The organism is Streptomyces montanus (assembly GCF_005786655.1).
Classification (GTDB): domain Bacteria; phylum Actinomycetota; class Actinomycetes; order Streptomycetales; family Streptomycetaceae; genus Streptomyces; species Streptomyces sporangiiformans.
This window is the reverse complement of record NZ_VBZC01000027.1, coordinates 25,582-46,283: the sequence shown is the minus strand read 5'-3', so window position 1 is coordinate 46,283 and position 20,702 is coordinate 25,582. Positions and strand designations below refer to the sequence as shown.

The 20,702-nt window shown below is 70.9% G+C and carries 18 protein-coding genes; 11 read left to right on the top strand and 7 right to left on the bottom strand.

Translation table 11 applies throughout. The features are described from left to right. Nucleotides 1-166: 166 nt before the first annotated feature. A complete protein-coding gene (locus tag FE633_RS24190; protein WP_138047283.1) occupies nt 167-1,201 on the bottom strand; it encodes an Lrp/AsnC family transcriptional regulator in 1,035 nt (344 codons plus the stop codon). 195 nt (nt 1,202-1,396) lie between these two features. On the opposite strand from FE633_RS24190, the gene FE633_RS24185 reads away from it, so the two are divergent. From FE633_RS24185 to FE633_RS24155, 7 genes are all read left to right on the top strand, one after another. Continuing rightward, entirely contained in the window at nt 1,397-2,704 is a 1,308-nt protein-coding gene (locus FE633_RS24185; protein ID WP_138047282.1) for an Nramp family divalent metal transporter, read from the top strand. 26 nt (nt 2,705-2,730) lie between these two features. Beyond that, nucleotides 2,731-4,197: an amidase gene (locus FE633_RS24180; RefSeq protein ID WP_212747269.1), complete on the top strand. Its 1,467-nt coding sequence runs from the start codon at nt 2,731-2,733 to the stop codon at nt 4,195-4,197. Continuing rightward, on the top strand, nt 4,194-5,504 hold the full coding sequence (locus tag FE633_RS24175) for an NAD(P)/FAD-dependent oxidoreductase (protein ID WP_138047281.1): 1,311 nt from the start codon (nt 4,194-4,196) through the stop codon (nt 5,502-5,504). The genes FE633_RS24180 and FE633_RS24175 overlap by 4 nt, the downstream gene beginning before the upstream one ends. Before the next feature lie 297 nt (nt 5,505-5,801). Further along, complete coding sequence (locus FE633_RS24170; RefSeq protein WP_138047280.1) at nt 5,802-7,892, top strand: galactose-binding domain-containing protein; 2,091 nt, start codon at nt 5,802-5,804, stop codon at nt 7,890-7,892. Between the two features lie 118 nt (nt 7,893-8,010). After that, complete coding sequence (locus tag FE633_RS24165; protein WP_138047279.1) at nt 8,011-8,691, top strand: TetR/AcrR family transcriptional regulator; 681 nt, start codon at nt 8,011-8,013, stop codon at nt 8,689-8,691. Nucleotides 8,692-8,704: 13 nt separating this feature from the next. Then, nucleotides 8,705-9,064 carry a DUF779 domain-containing protein gene (locus tag FE633_RS24160; protein WP_138047278.1) on the top strand — a complete coding sequence of 120 codons (360 nt, stop codon included), beginning with the start codon at nt 8,705-8,707 and terminating at the stop codon, nt 9,062-9,064. 94 nt (nt 9,065-9,158) lie between these two features. Then, entirely contained in the window at nt 9,159-10,382 is a 1,224-nt protein-coding gene (locus FE633_RS24155) for a phosphodiester glycosidase family protein (RefSeq protein WP_246113804.1), read from the top strand. A 46-nt stretch (nt 10,383-10,428) separates the two neighbouring features. On the opposite strand, the gene FE633_RS24150 is transcribed toward FE633_RS24155, so the two are convergent. The 6 genes from FE633_RS24150 to FE633_RS24125 form a co-directional block, all read right to left on the bottom strand. Continuing rightward, a complete protein-coding gene (locus tag FE633_RS24150; protein ID WP_119103858.1) occupies nt 10,429-10,623 on the bottom strand; it encodes a hypothetical protein in 195 nt (64 codons plus the stop codon). Between the two features lie 124 nt (nt 10,624-10,747). Continuing rightward, the gene (locus FE633_RS24145; RefSeq protein ID WP_138047277.1) at nt 10,748-11,608 is read right to left on the bottom strand and encodes a phosphatidylinositol-specific phospholipase C/glycerophosphodiester phosphodiesterase family protein; all 861 of its coding nucleotides are present in this window, start codon (nt 11,606-11,608) and stop codon (nt 10,748-10,750) included. A gap of 193 nt (nt 11,609-11,801) precedes the next feature. After that, entirely contained in the window at nt 11,802-12,920 is a 1,119-nt protein-coding gene (locus FE633_RS24140; protein WP_138047276.1) for an acyl-CoA dehydrogenase family protein, read from the bottom strand. After that, nucleotides 12,917-14,125 carry an acyl-CoA dehydrogenase family protein gene (locus tag FE633_RS24135; RefSeq protein ID WP_138047275.1) on the bottom strand — a complete coding sequence of 403 codons (1,209 nt, stop codon included), beginning with the start codon at nt 14,123-14,125 and terminating at the stop codon, nt 12,917-12,919. Before FE633_RS24135 ends, FE633_RS24140 begins: the two co-directional genes overlap by 4 nt. Further along, nucleotides 14,122-15,099 carry an NADPH:quinone oxidoreductase family protein gene (locus tag FE633_RS24130; protein WP_138047274.1) on the bottom strand — a complete coding sequence of 326 codons (978 nt, stop codon included), beginning with the start codon at nt 15,097-15,099 and terminating at the stop codon, nt 14,122-14,124. Before FE633_RS24130 ends, FE633_RS24135 begins: the two co-directional genes overlap by 4 nt. 91 nt (nt 15,100-15,190) lie before the next feature. Continuing rightward, nucleotides 15,191-15,796 carry a helix-turn-helix domain-containing protein gene (locus tag FE633_RS24125; protein ID WP_138047330.1) on the bottom strand — a complete coding sequence of 202 codons (606 nt, stop codon included), beginning with the start codon at nt 15,794-15,796 and terminating at the stop codon, nt 15,191-15,193. A gap of 93 nt (nt 15,797-15,889) precedes the next feature. On the opposite strand from FE633_RS24125, the gene FE633_RS24120 reads away from it, so the two are divergent. The 4 genes from FE633_RS24120 (at nt 15,890) to FE633_RS24105 (ending at nt 20,681) form a co-directional block, all read left to right on the top strand. Beyond that, entirely contained in the window at nt 15,890-16,852 is a 963-nt protein-coding gene (locus FE633_RS24120) for an NAD(P)/FAD-dependent oxidoreductase (protein ID WP_138047273.1), read from the top strand. A gap of 271 nt (nt 16,853-17,123) precedes the next feature. After that, nucleotides 17,124-18,671, top strand: a complete 1,548-nt coding sequence (locus FE633_RS24115; protein WP_138047272.1) for an ATP-dependent DNA ligase — start codon at nt 17,124-17,126, stop codon at nt 18,669-18,671. Then, nucleotides 18,668-19,126: an NUDIX hydrolase gene (locus FE633_RS24110; RefSeq protein WP_138047271.1), complete on the top strand. Its 459-nt coding sequence runs from the start codon at nt 18,668-18,670 to the stop codon at nt 19,124-19,126. The genes FE633_RS24115 and FE633_RS24110 overlap by 4 nt, the downstream gene beginning before the upstream one ends. 169 nt (nt 19,127-19,295) lie before the next feature. Then, nucleotides 19,296-20,681, top strand: coding sequence for an NADP-dependent succinic semialdehyde dehydrogenase (locus FE633_RS24105; protein ID WP_138047270.1), 1,386 nt, complete (start codon nt 19,296-19,298; stop codon nt 20,679-20,681). Nucleotides 20,682-20,702 lie beyond the last annotated feature (21 nt).

Genomic DNA, 20,702 nt, shown 5'->3' with positions numbered 1-20,702 from the left:
GGCGACACCGACACGGGACAGCGGGGCCGCCGATGCGGTCGAGGGCCCGCGCGCTTCTTCGGCCTGTGGCGCGGCGTCCGCGGCGAAAGCGGTTTCCGGGCAGGCTGCCCGTCCGCGCCGTGTCCGTCGAGGAGCCGTCCGGACCGGAGGGGACCGACTCGTCGCGTCAGTCCCGCGCCCGGCGCGTGAGCATGCCGCCGCGTTTCAGCGAACCGATGACGAGCGAGGTGTCCACGGACGCTACGTCCCGCAGCCAGGGGCCCCGGGTGACGAAGTCGTGCAGGGCCGACTCGCTGGGCAGCGCCGCCAGGACCAGAATCTGACGTTCCCCGGTGACGAAGCTGGCGTACCGGACATGGATGGAGTCCGCCAGCGCCGCCGCCACTGCCTCGGCCTTGGCCGGAGCGGTGCGCACCCAGAGCATCGCCTCCACCGGCAGCCCGAGCAGCGCCGGCTCGATCACGGCGCGGATGCGCACCCTGCCTTCCCGCCGCAGCGCGCCCAGCCGCCGCCGCGCGGTGGCCTCCGAGACCCCTGCGACGCGGCCGAGTTCCTCGTAGGTGCACCGCCCGTCCTCGGCCAGCGCGTTCAGCAGCAGCCGGTCCGGGCGGGAGAGGCCCTGTGCCATGTCCCCGGGCGGCAGCACATCCCCGGCGGACGACGACGGCACGTCCCCGGAAGACGGCGACGACGCGGACGCATCGGAGGGGTGACGACCCGAGAGCGCGGCGATTTCCGCGTCGGTGAGCAGACCGGAGTGCCACTCGCGAATCGTGCGGATGTGACGCAGCACCGGCAGGGTGTACGTCTCCACCATGCCCGGCAGCCCGGGCAGTTCGTCCATCACCAGGCTCGGCAGCTGTTCCCGGGGGCAGAGCAACTCCGCGACGCAGTCCGGGGAACCGGTCAGCACATGGGTGAAGACACAGTCGGGCCGGCGGGCCAGCGCACTCGCGGCCACCCGCGCCTGTCCCGACGCGCAACGCACACCGACCACCGTGCTGCGGCCGTGCAGCGCCATGGCGCCGATCCGCACCAGCCCGGAGTCGAGCAGCCGCGTTCCCCGACGGACGACGGTGCGTTCGGCCTCGCCGAGCGCCGCCGCGATGCGGTGCCATGAGGCCCGACCGTCGATCTGCAGTGCGCTGATGATGCGCCGATCCAGCGAATCCGCCACGGGACCGGTCTGCCGTGCGTCCATCGCACCAAGCATATGGCTGATTCCGTCATCTGGGCCGAGATTCTTGTTCGCTTTCGTCATCGTGCCCGAGCCTGCCGATGACGGTTCCGCGCAGCGTCGCGCTCTCGCCCCCGCCCCGTCCGCTCCAACCGCGGGGACCCGAACGGACCGTATGAGCCGCACGAACCGATGACTCCCGCTTCACGACGTACGGAGATGATCGACGTGACCGCGACGCAAGGAACCCAGCTTCGGCAGCAAGCGGCCGAAACCGCACAGGCCCCCGCCACCCGGCGCGGGCGGCTGGCTCTCCTGGGACCCGGCCTGGTCCTGGCGGCCGCGAGCGTGGGCGCCGGGGACATGGTGACGTCCCTGTCGGGCGCCGCCGGGTACGGGATGGCACTGCTGTGGGCCATCCTCATCGGCGTCGTCCTGAAGTTCTCGCTCACCGAGGCGGTGGGACGGCTGTACATGGCAACCGGTCAGACCGTGATCGCGAGCCTGCGGTCGGTCGGACGCTGGCTGCCCGCGGCGTTCTTCGCGTTCGTCCTCGTCATCGGGCTGATCTATGGAGCGGCACTCAGCTCGGTCGCCTCCCTGGCGTTGTCCACGCTGTTCCCGGCGCTCCCGCTGCGTCCGCTGGCCGTCGCGATCGCGTTGGTGTCCGCAGCGATCGTGTATGTCGGGCGGTACGCGCTCTTCGAGCGGGTGATGAGCGCCTTCATACTGGTCAAGTTCCTCGGCATGGTCGTCCTGGCGGTGGCCATGCTCGCCACCACCGACGATCTGCCGGGGCTCGTCTCCACGATGCGCCCGAGGCTGCCGGACGGATCGGTGGTGACGGTGCTCGCCCTCATCGGCGGCGTGGGCGGCACTGCCGGGATCGCCTCGTACAGCTACTGGGTACGGGAGAGGGGTTGGCAGCACCGGAGTTGGCTGCCCGTCATGCGCGCGGACTCGGCGGTCAGCTACGCCGTCACCTTCCTCTTCGTGCTCTGCACCACCGTCGTGGGGACGGGCCTGCTGTACGGCACCGGCGACACCATCAGCGGTAACGACGGACTGGCCGCACTCGCCGACCCGCTCGGCGCGGACCTCGGGTCGGCGGCCCGCGTCCTGTTCCTGGCGACCTTCTTCTTCGTGACACTCAGCGCCCTCGTCGGCGGATTCAACGCCCTCTCCTACCTGCTGGCGGACTCCCTGCGAACCCTGCGCGGCATTCCGGAGACCGACGCCACACCCCACATGGCACAGAGCAGCCGGCCCTTCCGCGCCTTCCTGGCCTATTGCGCGGTGGCGGCGGTGGCCGTCACCTTCCTGGGGCAGCCGGTGGCCCTGGTGCTGACCTACGCCGCCGTCGGATCGCTGATCCTTCCCGTGCTGTCCGGGACGCTCCTGGTGCTCCTCAACCGCCGGGGGATCGAGCCGCTGTACCGGAACAAGATCATGTCGAACGTGCTCCTGTCCGGGGCCTTCGTGCTCTTCGGCGTGCTGGCCGTCGTACAGCTCAAGGAAACGTTCTGAGAGGTGTGAAACAGATCTTGAACCCCATGACTGACATGGATGAGCTCTGCTTCCGGACCGCAACCGACCTCGCTGCCGCGATCCGGCGGCGCGAGGTGTCCGCCCGGGAAGTCGTCACCGCCCACCTCGAACAGATCGAACGCGTCAATCCCGCGGTGAACGCCATCGTCACTCTGGTCGCCGACCAGGCACTGCGGGAAGCGGCCAAAGCCGACGCGCGACTGGTGGCGGGCGCGGAGGTCGGCCCGCTGCACGGGCTGCCCGTAGCGCACAAGGACCTCCACGACACGGCGGGCATCCGTACGACATACGGTTCGCCGATCTTCGCCGACCGTGTTCCCGACCGGGACCACCTGGTCGTCGAGCGCCTGAAGAACGCCGGGGCCATCACCATCGGGAAGACCAACGTCCCCGAATTCGGCATGGGCTCACACACCGTCAACAAGGTGTTCGGGCCCACCCGCAACCCGTACGACCTCTCCCGCAGCGCGGGCGGGAGCAGCGGCGGCGCGGGAGCGGCGCTCGCCTGCGGTATGCAGCCGATCGCCGACGGCAGTGACACCGGGGGGTCGTTGCGCAATCCCGCCTCCTTCAACAACGTCGTCGGCCTGCGCCCCTCCCCCGGCCGGGTTCCGTCCTGGCCCGACAAGGCGCCGTGGGGGCAGATCTCGGTGAAGGGGCCGATGGCCCGCACGGTGGAGGACGTCGCGCTGACCCTGTCCGTCCTGGCCGGCCCCGACGAGCGCAGCCCGCTCGCCCTGGAGACACCCGGTTCCGCCTTTGCGGGGCCGCTGGACGACGGCGTTCGCGGACTGCGGGTCGCCTGGTCGACCGATCTCGGCGGCGCCGTGCCCGTCGACGCTGAGGTGACGGCAGCGCTCGCCCCGGCGCTCGACGTCTTCACCGACCTGGGCTGCGTGGTGGAGGAAGCCTGCCCGGACCTGTCCGGGGCCGACGAGGTGTTCCTCATCGAGCGCGCCTGGCAGATGGAGCTGGCCTACGGAGCCGTGCTGGACCCACACCGCCACCAGATGGCCGCCGATGTGGTGTGGAACATCGGGGAGGGGCGGCGGCTCACCGGTCCGGATCTCGGGCGTGCGCAACTCCTGCGTGCAGCCCTGTACCACCGGGTCCGGGAGTTCTTCGAGACGTACGACCTCCTGCTGCTGCCGGTCAGCCAGGTCGTCCCGTTCGACATCCGGCTCCCGTACCCCGCGGCCGTCGACGGCACGCCGATGGAGACCTACCTGGACTGGATGCGCTCCGCCTACCTGGTTTCCGCCACCGGCTGTCCCGCGCTGTCCGTACCGGCCGGCTTCACCCCGCAGGGCCTGCCCGTCGGGCTTCAGGTGGTCGGCCCGCACCGGCAGGACCTGGCGGTCCTCAAGGCCGGGCACGCCTTCGAACGGGCGACACGGACCGGGGAGCGCAGGCCGCCGGCCGTCCTGCCGAGCGCAGCCGCGAAGACGTCCGAGAAAGGGATCCTGCCATGACCACGTACCACCGCGGCGACGTACGGCGCCCGCCCCGCAGCGCCATCCTGGTCGGCGCCGGCATGACCGGACTGGCAACCGCCTGGTTCCTCCAGGAGGCGGGCGTCGAGGTCACCGTCGTCGACCGTCGGCACGTCGCGGCCGGCGCGTCCTGGGGGAACGCCGGCTGGCTCTCCCCCGCCCTCGCCGTGCCGCTGCCCGAACCGGGCGCCCTGCGGCTGGGACTGCGCACGTTGCTCTCACCTGCCTCACCGCTCTACATACCGCCCCGGGCGGATGCGCGCCTGGCCCGGTTCCTGGTGTCCTTCAGCCGCAACTGCACGAGCCGGCGTTGGCGGGTGGCCATGAGCGCCCTCGCTCCGCTGAACCGGAACGCGCTCGCCGCCTACGACGACCTCGCCCAAGGCGGTGTCGCCGAACCGACCCGTCCGAGCGACCCGTGCCTCATCGCCTTCACCACCGAGGCGGCCCGCGCGCCGTTCGTGGACGAACTGAAGGCGGTACGGGCGGCAGGCCAGAGTGTCGATTACGACCTGTTGACGGGCGCCGAGGCCCGGGCCATGGAGCCGACGCTGTCGGAGCGGACCCGCGCCGCCGTACGGCTGCACGGCCAGCGCTTCCTGAACCCGGGGGCGTACGTCGAGGCACTCGCCGGCGCGGTGCGCGAGCGGGGTGGCAAGGTCGTCGACGGTCTGGAGGTCGCCCGGATACGGGACCACGGCAGCGAAGTCGCCGTACTCGGCTCCGACGGCACGGACCTGCGTGCCGATGTCGCCGTTCTCGCCAACGGCGCCTGGCTGAACCGGCTGGCGGCACCCTTCGGCGTGCGCGCCCGCGTCCAGTCCGGCCGTGGCTACAGCTTCACCCTGCCTGCCGACGGTCTGCCCACTCGGCCCACGTACTTCGCCGCCCAGCGCGTGGTCTGCACACCCATGGGCATGGGGGTCCCCTCTGCTCGAACGACGTCGAGAGCTTCGGGGAGGGTACGCGTCGCCGGAATGATGGAGTTCACCGCCCCGGACCGGCCCGCGGACCCGCGCCGCGTGCAGGCCGTCATCGACGCGGCACGCCCCATGCTGCCCGGCGCCGATTGGAGCCGCCGCACCGACGAATGGGCAGGCCCACGTCCCTGCACCGCGGACGGGCTGCCCCTCGTCGGACCGACCCGCTCACCGCGCGTCCATGTCTGCGGCGGTCACGGGATGTGGGGCATCGCCCTGGGCCCGCTGAGCGGCAGACTCCTCGCCGAATCGATCGTGACCGGTCAGGGCGCAGCCGAACTGGCTCCCTTGCATCCGCTCCGCTGAACCCGCACGACACTCACCGGCTCGGGGGCGTCATCAGGTACTGCGGCGGCCGAGACCTGGTCACGCTGAGCCGGTACAGGGCTGACACCTCGTCACGTTCGTACCAGCCAACCCGACATGCACCAGGACAAGCGATCAGGTCATCTGTCCCGGACTATTGACTCCGGTCACGCCAGCCTCGATCCTCGGGGGCATTGTTTGCGCGGCCATGACAATCACGTCATGGGGTGTTCATGCCCTGGGCGATCTGGCTGACCGACCGCGCTGTCCGCCGTCCGCCGACCGAGGACGTGAGTGATGACCATGATTCGACGCCCGCACCACAGGCGCAGGCCGCTCACGGTTCTGTCGCTGCTCCTCATCGTGATGGCCATGGCACTCGGGCCGACGCCGAGTTCCGCCGCCGGTACCGACTGGTGGGTTCCCACCGCGCGCCCCGCACCGGACTCCGAGATCAACGTCACCGGCGAGCCGTTCAAGGGGACGAACTCCCGGGGAGAAGTACGCGGGTTCGTCGACGCGCACAACCACCTGATGGCCAACGAGGGTTTCGGCGGCCGGCTCATCTGCGGAAAGCCGTTCTCCGAGCAGGGGATAGCCGACGCGCTCAAGGACTGCCCCGAGCACTACCCCGACGGCTCGCTCGCCATCTTCGACTACATCACCAGGGGCGGCGACGGCAAGCACGACCCGGACGGCTGGCCGACGTTCAAGGACTGGCCCGCGTATGACTCGATGACGCACCAGCAGAACTACTACGCCTGGGTCGAACGGGCCTGGCGAGGCGGTCAGCGCGTGCTCGTGAACGACCTCGTCACCAACGGCGTGATCTGCTCGGTCTACTTCTTCAAGGACCGCAGCTGCGACGAGATGACCTCCATCCGCCTGCAGGCGAAGCTGACGTACGACATGCAGGACTACATCGACGAGATGTACGGCGGCCCGGGCAAGGGCTGGTTCAGGATCGTCAAGGACAGCGCGCAGGCCCGCGAGGTCATCAAGCAGGGCAAGCTGGCTGTCGTTCTGGGGGTGGAGACCTCCGAACCGTTCGGCTGCAAGCAGGTCCTGGACGTCGCGCAGTGCAGCAAGGCGGACATCGACCGCGGTCTGGACGAGCTGTACGAGCTGGGTGTGCGCAGCATGTTCCTGTGCCACAAGATGGACAACGCGCTGTGCGGGGTCCGTTTCGACGAGGGCGGCCTGGGCACCGCGATCAACGTCGGGCAGTTCCTGTCGACGGGCACCTTCTGGAAGACGGAGAAGTGCACGGGACCCCAGCACGACAACCCGATCGGAGGGGCGTCGGCGCCCGAGGCCGAGAAGGACCTCCCGGACGGCGTGAAGGTCCCGTCGTACGCCGCTGACGCGCAGTGCAACACCAGAGGTCTCACCGATCTCGGCGAGTACGCCGTGCGCGGCATGATGAAACGCAACATGATGCTCGAGATCGACCACATGAGCGTCAAGGCCACCGGCCGGGTGCTCGACATCTTCGAGTCGGAGTCCTACCCCGGTGTGCTCTCCTCGCACAGCTGGATGGACCTGAACTGGACCGAGCGGGTCTACAAACTCGGCGGCTTCGTCGCCCAGATCATGAGCGGCTCCGGGCACCTCGGCGGGAAGCCCACCTCCGAGGAGTTCAGCGCGGAGGCGAAGCGGACGAACGCGCTGCGCGACAAGTACGGCGTCGGCTACGGCTTCGGCACGGACATGAACGGCATCGCCGGCTGGCCGGCCCCGCGCGGCGCGGACACGTCGAACCCCGTGAAGTACCCCTTCCGCAGCGTCGACGGCGGCTCCGTCCTCGACAAGCAGACCACGGGCAAGCGCACCTGGGACCTCAACACCGACGGCGCCTCGCACTACGGCCTCGTCCCGGACTGGATCGAGGACATCCGCCTCGTGGGCGGCCAGGACGTCGTGGACGACCTCTTCCGGGGCGCCGAGTCCTATCTCGACACCTGGGGAGCGTCCGAGAAGCACAAGGCCGGCGTCAACCTCGCCGCGAGCTCGTCCGCTTCGGCCAGTTCGTCGGAGTCGAACCCGTTCACGAGCTACGCCCCCGGCAGGGCCGTGGACGGCAAGCCGGACACGCGCTGGGCGAGCGACTGGAGCGACGCCCAGTGGCTCAAGCTCGACCTCGGTTCCGCGAGCCAGGTCTCGCGCGTCACCCTCAACTGGGAGCGCGCCTACGGGAAGGCGTACCGCATCGAGGTCTCCACCGACGGCACGGACTGGCGGTCCGTATGGTCCACCACCGCCGGTGACGGCGGCCTGGACACGGCGCGGTTCACCGGCGTGCAGGCCCGCTATGTACGGATCCAGGGGCTGGAGCGTGGCACCTCATGGGGTTACTCACTCAGCGAAGTCGGCGTCTACCGCGACTGACGGCACCGTGGCAGTGTTCAGGGGCCGGCCGGTTCAGTTCATCTGATCCGGCCGGCCCCGGCCGCCTTCCCTGGCGGGGCACGAGAGCGGGCGGGACACGAGAGCGAAGGACATCCACATGACACGCATGCCGTCGGCCGAGCGGCGCCGGCAGCTCACCGAAGCAGCGATCCGCGCGATGACCAGAGACGGTGTCTCCAGGACGACGACCCGGTCCATCGCCGCCGAGGCGGGCGTGTCGCTGAGCGTCTTCCACTACTGCTTCGACTCCAAGCAGGCCCTGATCGAGTCCGTCATCACGACGATCACCGATCACTACGTCACCGTGGTGAAGGAAGCGATCCAGCCGAAGGCCACCCTGCGCGAGACCGTCCGGGCCGGCTTCCAGGCCTACTGGGACCATGTGACCGACAACCCCGGCGAGCACATGCTGACGTATGAACTGACGCAGTACGCACTGCGCCAGCCGGGGTTCGAGCACCTGGCACGACGCCAGTACGAGCTGTACTCCGACACCTACGCCGAACTCGTCGAACAGCTCCGCCACACCATGAAGTTCGAACTCCGTGTCCCCGTCCCCGTGCTGGCCCGCTATCTGGCCGCCATGACCGACGGGCTGACGCTGCACTTCCTCGTTCTCGGCGACGACACCACCGTGGCGGGCATTCTGGACACGATCACCGACCACGTCGCCGGCCTCGTCCGCGACGAGGCCGTTCCACTGCCGCCCGCCGCGGTGCAACCTACTTGCAACGTGGCAGGGGGTTGGCTGAGTCACGGTCGCGACCGCATGCCCTGAGGAGTGATGCACGGTGACCCCACCCGCCCCGCGCGTCGAGCTGACGTCCGCCGCCGCCGAACTACTGCGCCGGCTCCGTGCGGTCCATGGTCCGCTGATGTTCCATCAGTCCGGCGGCTGCTGCGACGGCAGTGCGCCCATGTGCTATCCGGAGGGCGAGTTCCGGACGGGCGACTCCGATGTGCTGCTGGCCTCGCTGGCCGTCGAGGGCATCGACGAGCCCGTGACGTTCTGGATGTCGCGGAGCCAGTACGAGGTGTGGAGTCACACCCGGCTGATCGTCGACGTGGTGGAGGGGCGGGGCAGCGGCTTCTCGCTGGAAGCGCCCGAAGGAGTGCGTTTTCTGACCCGTTCGCGTCTTGTCGGGACATAAGCCTCGTCACGGCAACCTCCTTGTGGTGAACTCCCCTGTGATCCTGGCTACTTGAGAAGGCGGCAGAGGCAGCGGACACAGCAGGGGGGGCGACGTGAAACGCGGACGGCTCAGAACCGCGCTGACGGTTTTCGCGGCTTGGAGTGCGCTGGCCGGTGCGGCCCTGGTGGGGGCTCCACCGGCCGGCGCCGCGCAGGACACCGGCCGGATCGCACCGGGCGTGGAGTACACGGAGTTTGATATCCCGGCCGCCAAGGGGGTGGCTCACGCCCATGTGCTCAGTGTCGATCTCCGCGATCCCCGGGTGCGCGTCGACCTCCTCCATCCCGGCGCGGTGGCGGCCCGAGCCGCCGTCTCACGGCTGGCCGACTCCCGGGGTGCGGTCGCAGGCGTCAACGGGGACTTCTTCAACATAACCGAGACCCAGCATCCGGGGGTCGAGGCGACCGGCGCCTCCGTCGGCCCGGCGATCGCGAGCGGGTTCCCGCTCAAGTCGGGTGTGCCGGACGGTCAGCGCTTCGGTCCCGCCCTGCCGCCCGGCACGAGCACCAAGGACGTGCTCGGCGTGGGCGTCGACCGCCGGGCCCGCATCGACAGTCTGGCCCTCGACGGTTCGATGCGCACCGCCGAGGCACGGCTTCCGCTCGGCGGGCTCAACCAGTACGCGCTGCCGGTCGGTTCGGTCGGCGCGTTCACCGCGCTCTGGGGCAGCGTCTCGCGGGTGCGGGCCACATGCGGCACGGACACCGACCGGGCCGCGCCCTGCAGCGCCGACACCCATGAGGTGACGATCAAGGACGGCCGGGTCGTGGCATCGGCCGGCACACCCGGCAGCGGGCCCATCGCATCCGGCACGACGGTCCTGGTCGGCCGGGAGGCAGGCGCCCAGCAGTTGCGGAAGCTGTCCCTGGGCGACCATGTGCGGATCCGGCACCGGCTGGTGGCGGCCGCCTCATGGGTCCCGTACCGGTTCGTCGTCGGCGGCTACCCGGTCCTGAGGGGCGGTGAGCCGCTCGCCGGACTCGACGACGCGACCTCGGCGGTGCGGACCGCGGCGGGCATCGCGGACGGAGGCAGGCGGCTGCTGCTCCTCGCGCTCGACGGGGCACCCGAGTTCCGCACCGGTCTCACCATCGCCGAAGTCGCCACCGCCATGCGACAACTGGGATCCGTCGACGCCTTCAGCCTCGACGGCGGCGGCTCCACCACGCTGGTCGCCCGGGAGCCCGGCGCGGCTGCCGTGAGCGTACGCAACCATCCCAGCGGCGGCGCCGAGCGCCCCGTGCCCAATGGGATCGGCGTGTTCTCCCGGCCGTGACCGGCTCGCCCCGCCGTGCGGCGGCGCACGGGTCAGGGGTCACGAGTCACGGTCTCAGGCTGCCGACGATGTCCGCGGTCGCCGTGAGGCCGTTCTGGATGGTCGGCGCCATGCTCGAGCTCGCGAGACAGAAACCGAGCATGACGCAGACCAGGGCGTGGGGGATCTTCAGTGCACCGGTACGCATGAAGACCACCGCAAGGATCAGCAGCAGCACGATCACAGAGATGGAAATGGCCACCGTTCAACCTCCTCCGCCACGCCCACACCGCGGCTTTCGGCCGCAAGTGTGGCGTAGCGGAGGGTTGGTCCGGGCGGCTGACGTGTCCGCCGAACGTGTGTTGACTGGCTGTGAAAGCGCTGGGCTACGCCCGGTCGTGGGCGTCCAGGAACTGCTCCAGCCCCGCGAGATCGTCGGTGTTGAGGTAATCGACGCCGGCGGCCACCAGTTCGCCCCAGAGCGCGTCGCGGCCCGGTCCCGCCAGGTCGGGTGTGGCCCAGAAGCGGACCTTCTGCCCGCGCGCGTGCGCCGCCGCGAGGATGCCGCGCAGCTTCTGGCGCTCGGCGGCGGGGAACGTGCCGACGCCCTGCCAGGTGAAGTTGAGCGTCCAGTTGTCGCTGATCAGCGGGATGAACGAGGAGGGCGCCGTGCTGCCGAGGTCGGCGAGACGACCGTCGTAGAAGGCGCGCCGCACGGTCTGGGCCTCCATCGGCGTACGAGCCGCGCGGTCGCCGGAGATCACGGCGGTGACCGGGCCGGGGATGACCCTGCCGTGCGCGTACGTCGTGAACAGGTGCCGGTAGCGGCGCAGATGACGGTCGAGTTCGAGGTACGTCGACGCGCCCTCGGTCTTGATGTCTATGAGGAGCTGGATGGGTTTGCGGTGGCCCCGGTAGACCGAGCCGTGGTTGGCCTTCACACGGGCGGCGAGCGGGTCGAGGTAGAGGGATTCCAGGGTGCGGGCCGGGTCGAGGTCAATCGGGTCGTGGGCCACGAGGAGCTGGTCGCCGACGAGGAAGATGTCGGCCTCGACGCTGCCGAATCGGTGGTCCAGGGCGTCGAGGAGGGGCCTGGGGTGCAGGTAGTCGTTGTGCGCGTGGGCGCGCCACAGCGGGCGCGGGCGGTGCCTCTGCTCGCTCGCCTGTGCGTACGCGGGCACCGCGACGCTGCCCGCGAGGGCGGCGGCGAGGGTGGTGAGGGCTCTGCGGCGGGTGGTGAGGGCCATGCTCTGCCTCCCTGGGATGCCGTATGGGACCTCAGCGAGTATGGGGTCCTTCGCGGGCCATGGAGCAGTGCTGTGCGGGGAGTTGGCCGGACTGCCGCTGTGCGTTCACTTCCGCGGAGCATGGGAAACAGGACATCGACAGGACATCGAAAAGGCCCGCCCCATACGGGACGGGCCCTGATCGAAGCGGCTGCTACAAGGGCGCTGGAAGGTCGACCAGTCCGGCCAGCACCTCGCGGTGCGCGCCCGCCGAGCCGTACACGAGCGAGTCGGCCTTGGCGCGCTTGAGGTAGAGGTGCACCGGGTGCTCCCAGGTCATTCCGATGCCGCCGTGCAGTTGGAGGGCCTCCTCGGCGGCGTGGACCGCGACGGGCGCGGCGTACGCCTGGGCGACGGCGACCGCCACGTCGGTGTCGGCGCTCGCGGTGGACAGCGCGTCGGCGACGTTGCGGGCAGCGGCGCGCGTGTTGACCACTTCCAGCCACAGGTGGGCGAGCCGGTGCTTGAGCGCCTGGAAGCCGCCGACGGGCCGGTTGAACTGCTTGCGGTCCTTCAGATGGCGGACCGTTTCGGTCAGGCACCAGTCGGCGAGGCCGAGTTGCTCGGAGGCGAGCAGTCCGGCTCCGGCGCGCAGCGCACGTCGTACGGCCTGCGCGGCGTCGGAGGTGAGAAGACGCGCGCGTGCACCGTCGAAGGCGACCGTGGCGAGCGGGCGGGTGAGGTCGAGGGAGATCTGCGGGGTGATCGTGACGGCGGCCGCGTCCACGGCGTACAGGCCGCCGTCCTGAGCGGGCACCAGCAGGACATCGGCGGCGCTCGCGTCCGCGATGCCCGTCAGCTCCCCGAGCAGGGCTCCCCCTTCGTGCCGTACGGACTTGACGGGCGCCCCGGGCGCGGTGGACAGCGCCACCGCCAGCACGCCGATCGTACGGCCGGACGCCAGCGCGGAGAGCAGCTTGGCGGCCTCGTCCCCTTCACAGGCCAGCAGCGCCTCCGTGGCGACGACCGCGCTCGTCAGATAGGGCACGGGCGCGACCGCCCGGCCCAACTCCTCCAAGACCACGGCGACTTCGCGATGTGTGGCGCCCTGGCCGCCGGACGACTCGGGGACGAGGAGACCCGCGAGGCCCATGCCCTCGCCGAGGGCCTTCCACAGCTCGCGGTCGTGCGGCGCGTCGGACTCCGCACGGGCGATCACGTCCGCCGCGTCGCAGTGGTCGGTGAGGAGGTCGCGTACGGCGGCGCGCAGTGCGTCTTCCTCCTCCGAGTAGAGCAGGTCGGGCTGTGTGCTCTGCGTCGGCTGCGCGGTCATCGGGCGAGGTCCTTCCAGGCGACGTCCTTGTCGGTGCGCGGCTCGGACGGCAGGCCCAGGACGCGCTCGGCGACGATGTTCAGCAGGACCTCGGTGGTCCCGCCCTCGATGCTGTTGCCCTTGGAGCGGAGATAGCGGTAACCGGCGTCGCGCCCGACAAAGTCCACCAACTCCGGCCGGCGCATCGTCCAGTCCTCGTACAACAGGCCTTCCTCACCGAGGAGTTCCACCTCCAGACCGCTGATCTCCTGGTTGAGGCGGGCGAACGCGAGCTTCATGCCGGAGCCCTCGGGTCCGGGCTGGCCCGCGACGAGCTGCTGGCGCAGCCGTTCACCCGTGAGGCGGGCGACCTCGGCCTCCACCCAGAGCTTGAGCAGCCGCTGGTGGAGGTCGTTGGTGCGCAGTTCGGGGCGCTCGCGCCAGGTCTTCGAGACCGGGCCGATCATGCCGCCCTCGCGCGGGATGCGCATGCCGCCGATGGACACGCGCTCGTTCATCAGCGTCGTCTGCGCGACCCGCCAGCCGTCGCCGATCTCCCCGAGGCGGTGGGCGTCGGGAATGCGAACGTCGGTGAGGAACACCTCGTTGAACTCGGCCTCGCCGGTGACCTGGCGCAGCGGCCGCACCTCGACACCGGGGTCGGTCATGTCGCAGATGAAGTACGTGATACCGCGGTGCTTGGGCACGTCCGGGTCGGTACGGGCGATGAGGATGGCCCAGCGGGCGAGGTGGGCGCTGGACGTCCACACCTTCTGTCCGTTGACCACCCAGGTGTCGCCGTCACGGACGGCCCGCGTGCCGAGCGCGGCCAGGTCCGAGCCGGCGCCCGGCTCGCTGAACAGCTGGCACCAGACCTCCTCGCCCACCCAAAGGGGCCTGAGGAAGCGGCTCTTCTGTTCCTCCGTACCGAAGCCGAGGATGGTTGGAGCGGCCATGCCGAGGCCGATGCCGATGCGTCGCGGGTCGTTGTCGGGGGCGCCCGCGGCCTCCAGCTCGGCGTCCACGACGGCCTGCAGGGAGCGCGGCGCGCCGAGTCCGCCGAGGCCCTCCGGGTAGTGCACCCAGGCGAGTCCGGCGTCGAAGCGAGCCTTCAGGAAGTCGAGGCGGTCGGTGGTGACGGGGGGCTGCGCGGCCAGCAACTCCTGGGTGCGGCGGCGCAGTTCGGCGGCGTCGGGCGCGCCGGCCTTGGTCGCGGCGTCGGTCATGCCGCTCCTCCTTCGGTGAGACCGGGGATCACGGCCACGCGGCCGGTGGTGACGCCGTCGGCGACGCGCTGTACGGCGGCGGCCGCGCCTCCGAGCGGTACGCGCTCGCTGACCAGCGGCTTGATCGCGCCGCGGGCGGCCAGCTCGTTGAGCCGCTCGTGGCAGTGCAGGATCAGCTTCGGGTTCTTGGTGTTGTAGAGGCCCCAGTGCAGTCCCATGATCGAGTAGTTCTTCACCAGGGCGTGGTTCAGCGCCGGGCTGGGAATGGCCCCGCTCGCGAAGCCCACGATCACGATCCGCCCTTCGAAGGCGACGACCTTGGCGGACTGGGCGTACGCCTCGCCGCCGACGGGGTCGTAGATCACGTCGGCGCCCCGGCCGCCGGTGGCCTCCTTCACGGCACCGATGACGTCCTCGGCCCGCCGGTCGATGACGACGTCGCAGCCCAGCTCCCGGGCGACGTCCGCCTTTTCGGCCCCGCCCACGACACCGATGACCGTGGCGCCGGCGGCCTTGCCGAGCTGCACGGCCGCGCTGCCGACCCCTCCTGCGGCAGCGTGGACGAGCAGCGTCTCGCCGGATTCGAGGCCGGCGCGGCGGTGCAGACCGAACCAGCCGGTCTGGTAGCCGATGTGCAGGGCCGCGGCCTCGGCGTCGTCGAGCGCCTCGGGCGCGGGCAGCACGGCCGCGGCGTCCGCGATCGCGTACTCGGCGAAGCCGCCGTACGGCAGTGCGGGGTTGGCGATGACCCGCTGTCCGTCCTCGGTCTCGCCGCAGATCTCCACGCCCGGCGTGAACGGCAGCGGTGGCCTGACCTGGTACTGCCCGCGGCACAGCAACGCGTCCGGGAAGTTGATGTTCGAGGCGCGCACCTTCAGCAGGACCTGGCCGTCGCCCGGCACCGGCCGCGGCACGTCCTCGAGCCGCATCACCTCGCTCGGCTCGCCGTTCTGGTGCACTTGCCATGCCTGCATGCGGGCCCTCCACGCAACTGCTTCGTCTGGTCGTCTGGTCGGCTCCAGCGCATACTAAGCGGTCGCTTGCCCTCCTGGGAACAGTCGGGGGTCAGCCGTCCTTCCCGTTCCGGGCGGGCCGCGCCCGTACGTGCATTCGCTCCCCCTGCGGCCCGAAGATGCTGAGGAACTCCACCGGCCCCTCCCCCGTCGACCCGAACCAGTGCGGTACGCGGGTGTCGAACTCGGCGGCCTCTCCCGCGCCGAGTACGACGTCGTGGTCGGCGAGCACGAGCCTCAGCTTCCCGGAGAGGACGTACAGCCACTCGTAGCCCTCGTGCGTGCGCGGATCCGGGTCCAGCGAGCGGGCGGGTTCGTGCACCTTGTAGGCCAGGAGACCGCCGGGCTGCCGGGTGAGCGGCCAGTGCGTCCGGCCGTGCCGGACGATGGGCTTGGAGCGGATCCGCGGGTCGCCCACTTCGGGCGCGCCGACCAGCTCGTCGAGGGGCACCTGGTGGGCTCGGGCGATGGGCAGCAGCAGTTCCAGGTTGGGTTTGCGCAGGCCGGACTCCAGCCGGGAGAGGGTGCTCACGGAGATGCCGGTGGCCTCGGACAACCCTGCCAGGGTCGCGCCGCGCTCCTTCCTGATCCGGCGCAGCCGCGGCCCGACGGCAGCGAGGATCTCGTCGGTCGCCTCATGGTCGGCCGTGCCCGTCATCTCCTGCTCACCCATGGACGCCATTGCAGTTTCGGCAAAGGCATTTGTCAATGGCGCATCGATGGGCCGACCTTGTCCGTGGAGGTGGTCACCATGACCGAGAGGCACACCGAGGGGCACACCGAGAAGTACGAGGTGGTCGTCGTCGGGGGCGGCGCGGCCGGGCTGTCCGCCGCGCTCGTCCTGGGACGCGCGCGGCGCCGGGTGCTGGTCGTCGACGCGGGCGAGCCGCGCAACGCGCCCGCCGCGCACCTGCAGGGCTACCTGTCGCGGGACGGCATGCCGCCGGCCGAGCTCCTCGCCGAGGGGCGGCGGGAGATCCGGCGGTACGGGGTCGAGCTGGTCCAGGACCGTGCGGCGGATGTCGGGCGGGACGACGCCGGGGAGTTCGACGTGACGCTTGCCTCCGGGCGGGCGGTGCACACGCGTCGGCTGGTGGTCGCCACCGGCCTGGCGGACGAGCTGCCCAAGGTGCCGGGGATCGCCGAGCGCTGGGGGCGGGACGTTCTGCACTGCCCCTACTGCCACGGCTGGGAGGTCCGCGACCAGGCCTTCGGAGTGCTCGCCGCGTCCGCCATGAGCGTCCATCAGGCACTCATCGTCACGCAGTGGTCGAAGGACGTGACCCTGTTCCTGCACACGGTCGACGAGAACGACATCCCGGACGAGGATCTGCGCAAGCTCGCCGCGGCCGGGGTGAAAGTGGTCCCCGGCGAGGTCGCGGGGATCGTCGTCGAGCACGATCGGCTCACCGCGGTGCGCCTCACGGACGGATCCGCACACGATCGCTCCGTCCTCTTCGTCCTGCCCCGCGCGATTCCGCGCACGGGCCTGCTGGAGCGGCTCGGCGCCGACCTGGAAGAGACCCCGTTCGGCGTGTACGCGGCCGTGGACGAAACAGGACGCACCAGCGTGCCCGGCGTCTGGGCCGCCGGCAACACCACAGGCTTCGCGGAACAGATCGTGAACGCCGCCAGCGCGGGGTACCGGGCGGCAGCCACGATCAACGGCGAGCTGGTGTTCGGCGACATCGAGACAGCGGTCGCCAAGGGTTGAGAGTGTGCGCCCCTTCATGGGACGGGGAACTGCGCGACCAGCCACAACCCAACCCGCGGCCGGAACACAACCCAGAACGGGGGTGTGGGGGCGCAGCCCCCATCAGGGGCGCGGGGAACTGCGCGACCAGCCACGACCGGGCCGCAGCCGAGATACAACCCGTGTTCGGGGGCCTGGGGGCGCACCCCGACAAGCGAACCGGGGCAAGCCGGCGGCAGGCCCTGCTGTAGTACCCCGGGCGCCGAAGGCCCCGGCGTTGCACCATGGCTGCATGCTGTTCGCCCGGCTTGCCCGTGTGTCCCAGGAGGTCGCCGCCACCTCGGCGCGGTCCCGGAAGATCGCTCTGCTCGCCGAGCTGTTCCGGGACGCCGAGGCGGCGGAGGCTGCGGTCGTGATCCCGTATCTGGCGGGACGCCTCCCGCAGGGCCGGATCGGTATCGGCTGGAAGGTGCTCAGCCGCCCCGTCGCCCCGGCCGAGGAGCCCACGCTCACCGTGCTGGACGTGGACGCCCGGCTGACCGGGCTGGCCGCTGTGTCCGGCACCGGTTCGCAGGCCGAACGCATGCGGCTCGTCGGGGAGTTGATGGGGGCGGCCACCGCTGACGAGCAGCGGTTCCTGTTCGGGCTGCTCAGCGGAGAGGTGCGGCAGGGCGCTCTCGACGCGGTCGCCGTCGAAGGGCTCGCCGAGGCGACGGGGGCGCCCTCCGCGGACGTACGACGAGCGGTGATGCTGGCCGGTTCGCTGCGGACCGTGGCGCAGCGGCTGCTGGCGGACGGCCCGCAGGCCCTCGACGCGTTCCGGCTCACCGTCGGCCGCCCGGTGCTGCCCATGCTGGCGCACAGCGCCTCGTCCGTGGCCGAGGCGATCGACAAGCTCGGCGCCTGCGCGGTCGAGGAGAAGCTGGACGGCATCCGCGTCCAGGTCCACCGCGACGGTGACGCCGTTCGCCTCTACACCCGCACTCTGGACGACATCACCGACCGGCTGCCGGAGCTGACCTCCGCCGCCAGGGAACTGGACGGCGAGCGGTTCATCCTCGACGGTGAGGTCATCGCGTTCGACGAGGACGGGCGGCCCAGGTCCTTCCAGGACATCTCCAGTCGTGTGGGCTCCCGCGTGGACGTCACCACGGCGGCCAGGGCCCTCCCCGTCTCCCCCGTGTTCTTCGACGCGCTGTCCGTGGACGGCCACGACCTGCTCGACCTGTCGTTCGCCGAGCGCCACTCGGCGCTGGCCCGGCTGGTCCCCGAGCCTATGCGCGTGCGGCGCACGCTCGTGGCCGACCCCGCGGACGGCGAGACCCGCGAGGCCGCCGAGCGGTTCCTCGCCGACACGCTGAAGCGCGGCCACGAAGGCGTCGTACTGAAGGGCCTCGACGCCCCGTACAGCGCCGGTCGGCGCGGCGCCTCCTGGCTGAAGGTCAAGCCCGTACACACGCTGGACCTGGTCGTGCTGGCCGCCGAGTGGGGCCACGGCCGGCGCACCGGCAAGCTGTCGAACCTGCATCTGGGCGCGCGGAACCCGGACGGCTCCTTCGCCATGCTGGGCAAGACGTTCAAGGGGATGACGGACGCGATGCTGACCTGGCAGACCGAGCGACTCCGGGGACTCGCCGTCGAGGAGAGCGGCCATGTGGTGACCGTCCGTCCCGAACTCGTCGTCGAGATCGCGTACGACGGTCTGCAGCGGTCCACCCGCTATCCCGCGGGCGTCACGCTCCGCTTCGCCCGCGTCGTGCGCTACCGCGAGGACAAGACCCCGGCGGAGGCCGACACCGTCGAGACCGTGCTCGCGGCCCATCCGGAAGTCGCCCCGTGAGGCGCAGCGCGGGCCTGCTGCTGTTCCGCCGCACGGCGAACGGCATCGAGGTGCTGCTGGGGCACATGGGCGGACCGTTCTTCGCCCGGCGCGACGCCGGGGCATGGAGTGTGCCGAAGGGCGAGTACGAGCCCGACGAGGCGGCCTGGGCCGCGGCACGCCGCGAGTTCCAGGAGGAGCTGGGGCTGGCGCCGCCGGACGGCGAGGCCGTGCCGTTGGGCGAGGTCACGCAGACGAACGGCAAGGTCGTCACGGTCTGGGCGATCGAGTCGGACCTCGATGTGGCGACGGTGGTGCCCGGGACGTTCACGATGGAGTGGCCGCGCGGCTCGGGCCGGACCCAGGAGTTCCCCGAGATCGACCGGGTGGAGTGGCTCGACGTCGACCGGGCACGGGCGGTCATCGTCAAGGCGCAGGCGGCGTTCCTGGACCGGCTGGCAGAGCACGTGGGCTGAGAGTGCCCGGAGGGCCGGAAACTGCGCTGAGCCGTACCCGGCGAGGCGGGCATACCCGGCGGGGCAGGCATGCCCGGCGCTCGCGCGGGTACGCGGGCGGCCGTCCGCGTTGCGGCTCGTCCCGTGGCGCGGGAAGGTCGAAGGCACAGCCCGCATCAGGAGGTCGGCCATGCCCATCGCGACGGTGAATCCGGCGAACGGCGAGACGCTCAAGACCTACGAAGCCCTGGGCGCCGAGGAGATCGAGCGCAGGCTCGCGGCCGCCGAGACCGCCTTCCGTACGTATCGCACCACCTCGTTCGCCGAGCGCGCACGGCTGCTGCACCGGGCCGCCGACCTGCTGGAGGAGGACCGGCGGGACGTCGCCCGGGTCATGACCACGGAGATGGGCAAGCCGATCAAGCAGGCCCGCGCGGAGGTCGCCAAGTGCGCGAAGGCCATGCGCTGGTACGCCGACCACGCCGAGGAACTCCTCGCCGACGAGGAATCCGCGGAGTCCGAGGCGAAGGACTCCGGCGCCTCCCGCGTGCTCGTCCGCTACCGGCCGCTCGGCCCGGTGCTCGCGGTGATGCCGTGGAACTTCCCGCTCTGGCAGGTGATCCGGTTCGCCGCGCCCGCGCTGATGGCGGGCAACGTGGGGCTGCTGAAGCATGCCTCGAACGTGCCGCAGACGGCCCTCTACCTGGAGGATCTGTTCCACCGGGCGGGCTTCTTGGAGGGCTGCTTCCAGACGCTGCTCATCGGCAGCGGCAAGGTCGAGGACGTCCTGCGCGACGGGCGGGTCAGGGCGGCCACGCTCACCGGCAGCGAACCGGCGGGCCGCGCCGTCGCCTCGGTGGCCGGTGACGAGGTCAAGAAGACGGTGCTGGAGCTGGGCGGCAGCGACCCGTTCGTGGTGATGCCGTCGGCCGACGTCGACCGGGCCGCGAAGACGGCGGTGACGGCCCGTGTGCAGAACACCGGGCAGTCCTGCATCGCCGCCAAGCGGTTCATCGTGCACACGGACGTGTTCGACGCCTTCGCGGAGCGCTTCACGGCGGGCATGGAGGCGCTGAAGGTGGGCGACCCGATGGATGAGGACACCGAGGTCGGCCCGCTCTCCAGCGAGAGGGGCCGCAGCGACCTGGAGGAACTCGTCGACGACGCGGTGGAGGCCGGCGCGACGGTCCTGTGCGGCGCAGAGCGTCCCGAGGGATCGGGCTGGTACTACGCTCCGACGGTCCTCGCCGACGTGACCCCTGACATGCGCATTCATCGTGAGGAGGCGTTCGGCCCGGTCGCCACGCTCTACCGCGCCGCCGACCTCGAGGAAGCGATCGCGATCGCCAACGACTCACCGTTCGGGCTGAGTTCCAATGTCTGGACCCGCGACGAGGACGAGGTCGACCGTTTCGCCCGCGATCTGGAGGCGGGCGGCGTCTACGTCAACGGGATGACGGCCTCCCACCCGGCGTTCCCGTTCGGCGGGGTCAAGCGGTCCGGCTACGGGAGGGAGCTGTCGGGGCACGGAATCCGCGAGTTCTGCAACATCACCACCGTATGGCACGGAGCGTGAGCGTTCCGCGGTTACGATCCC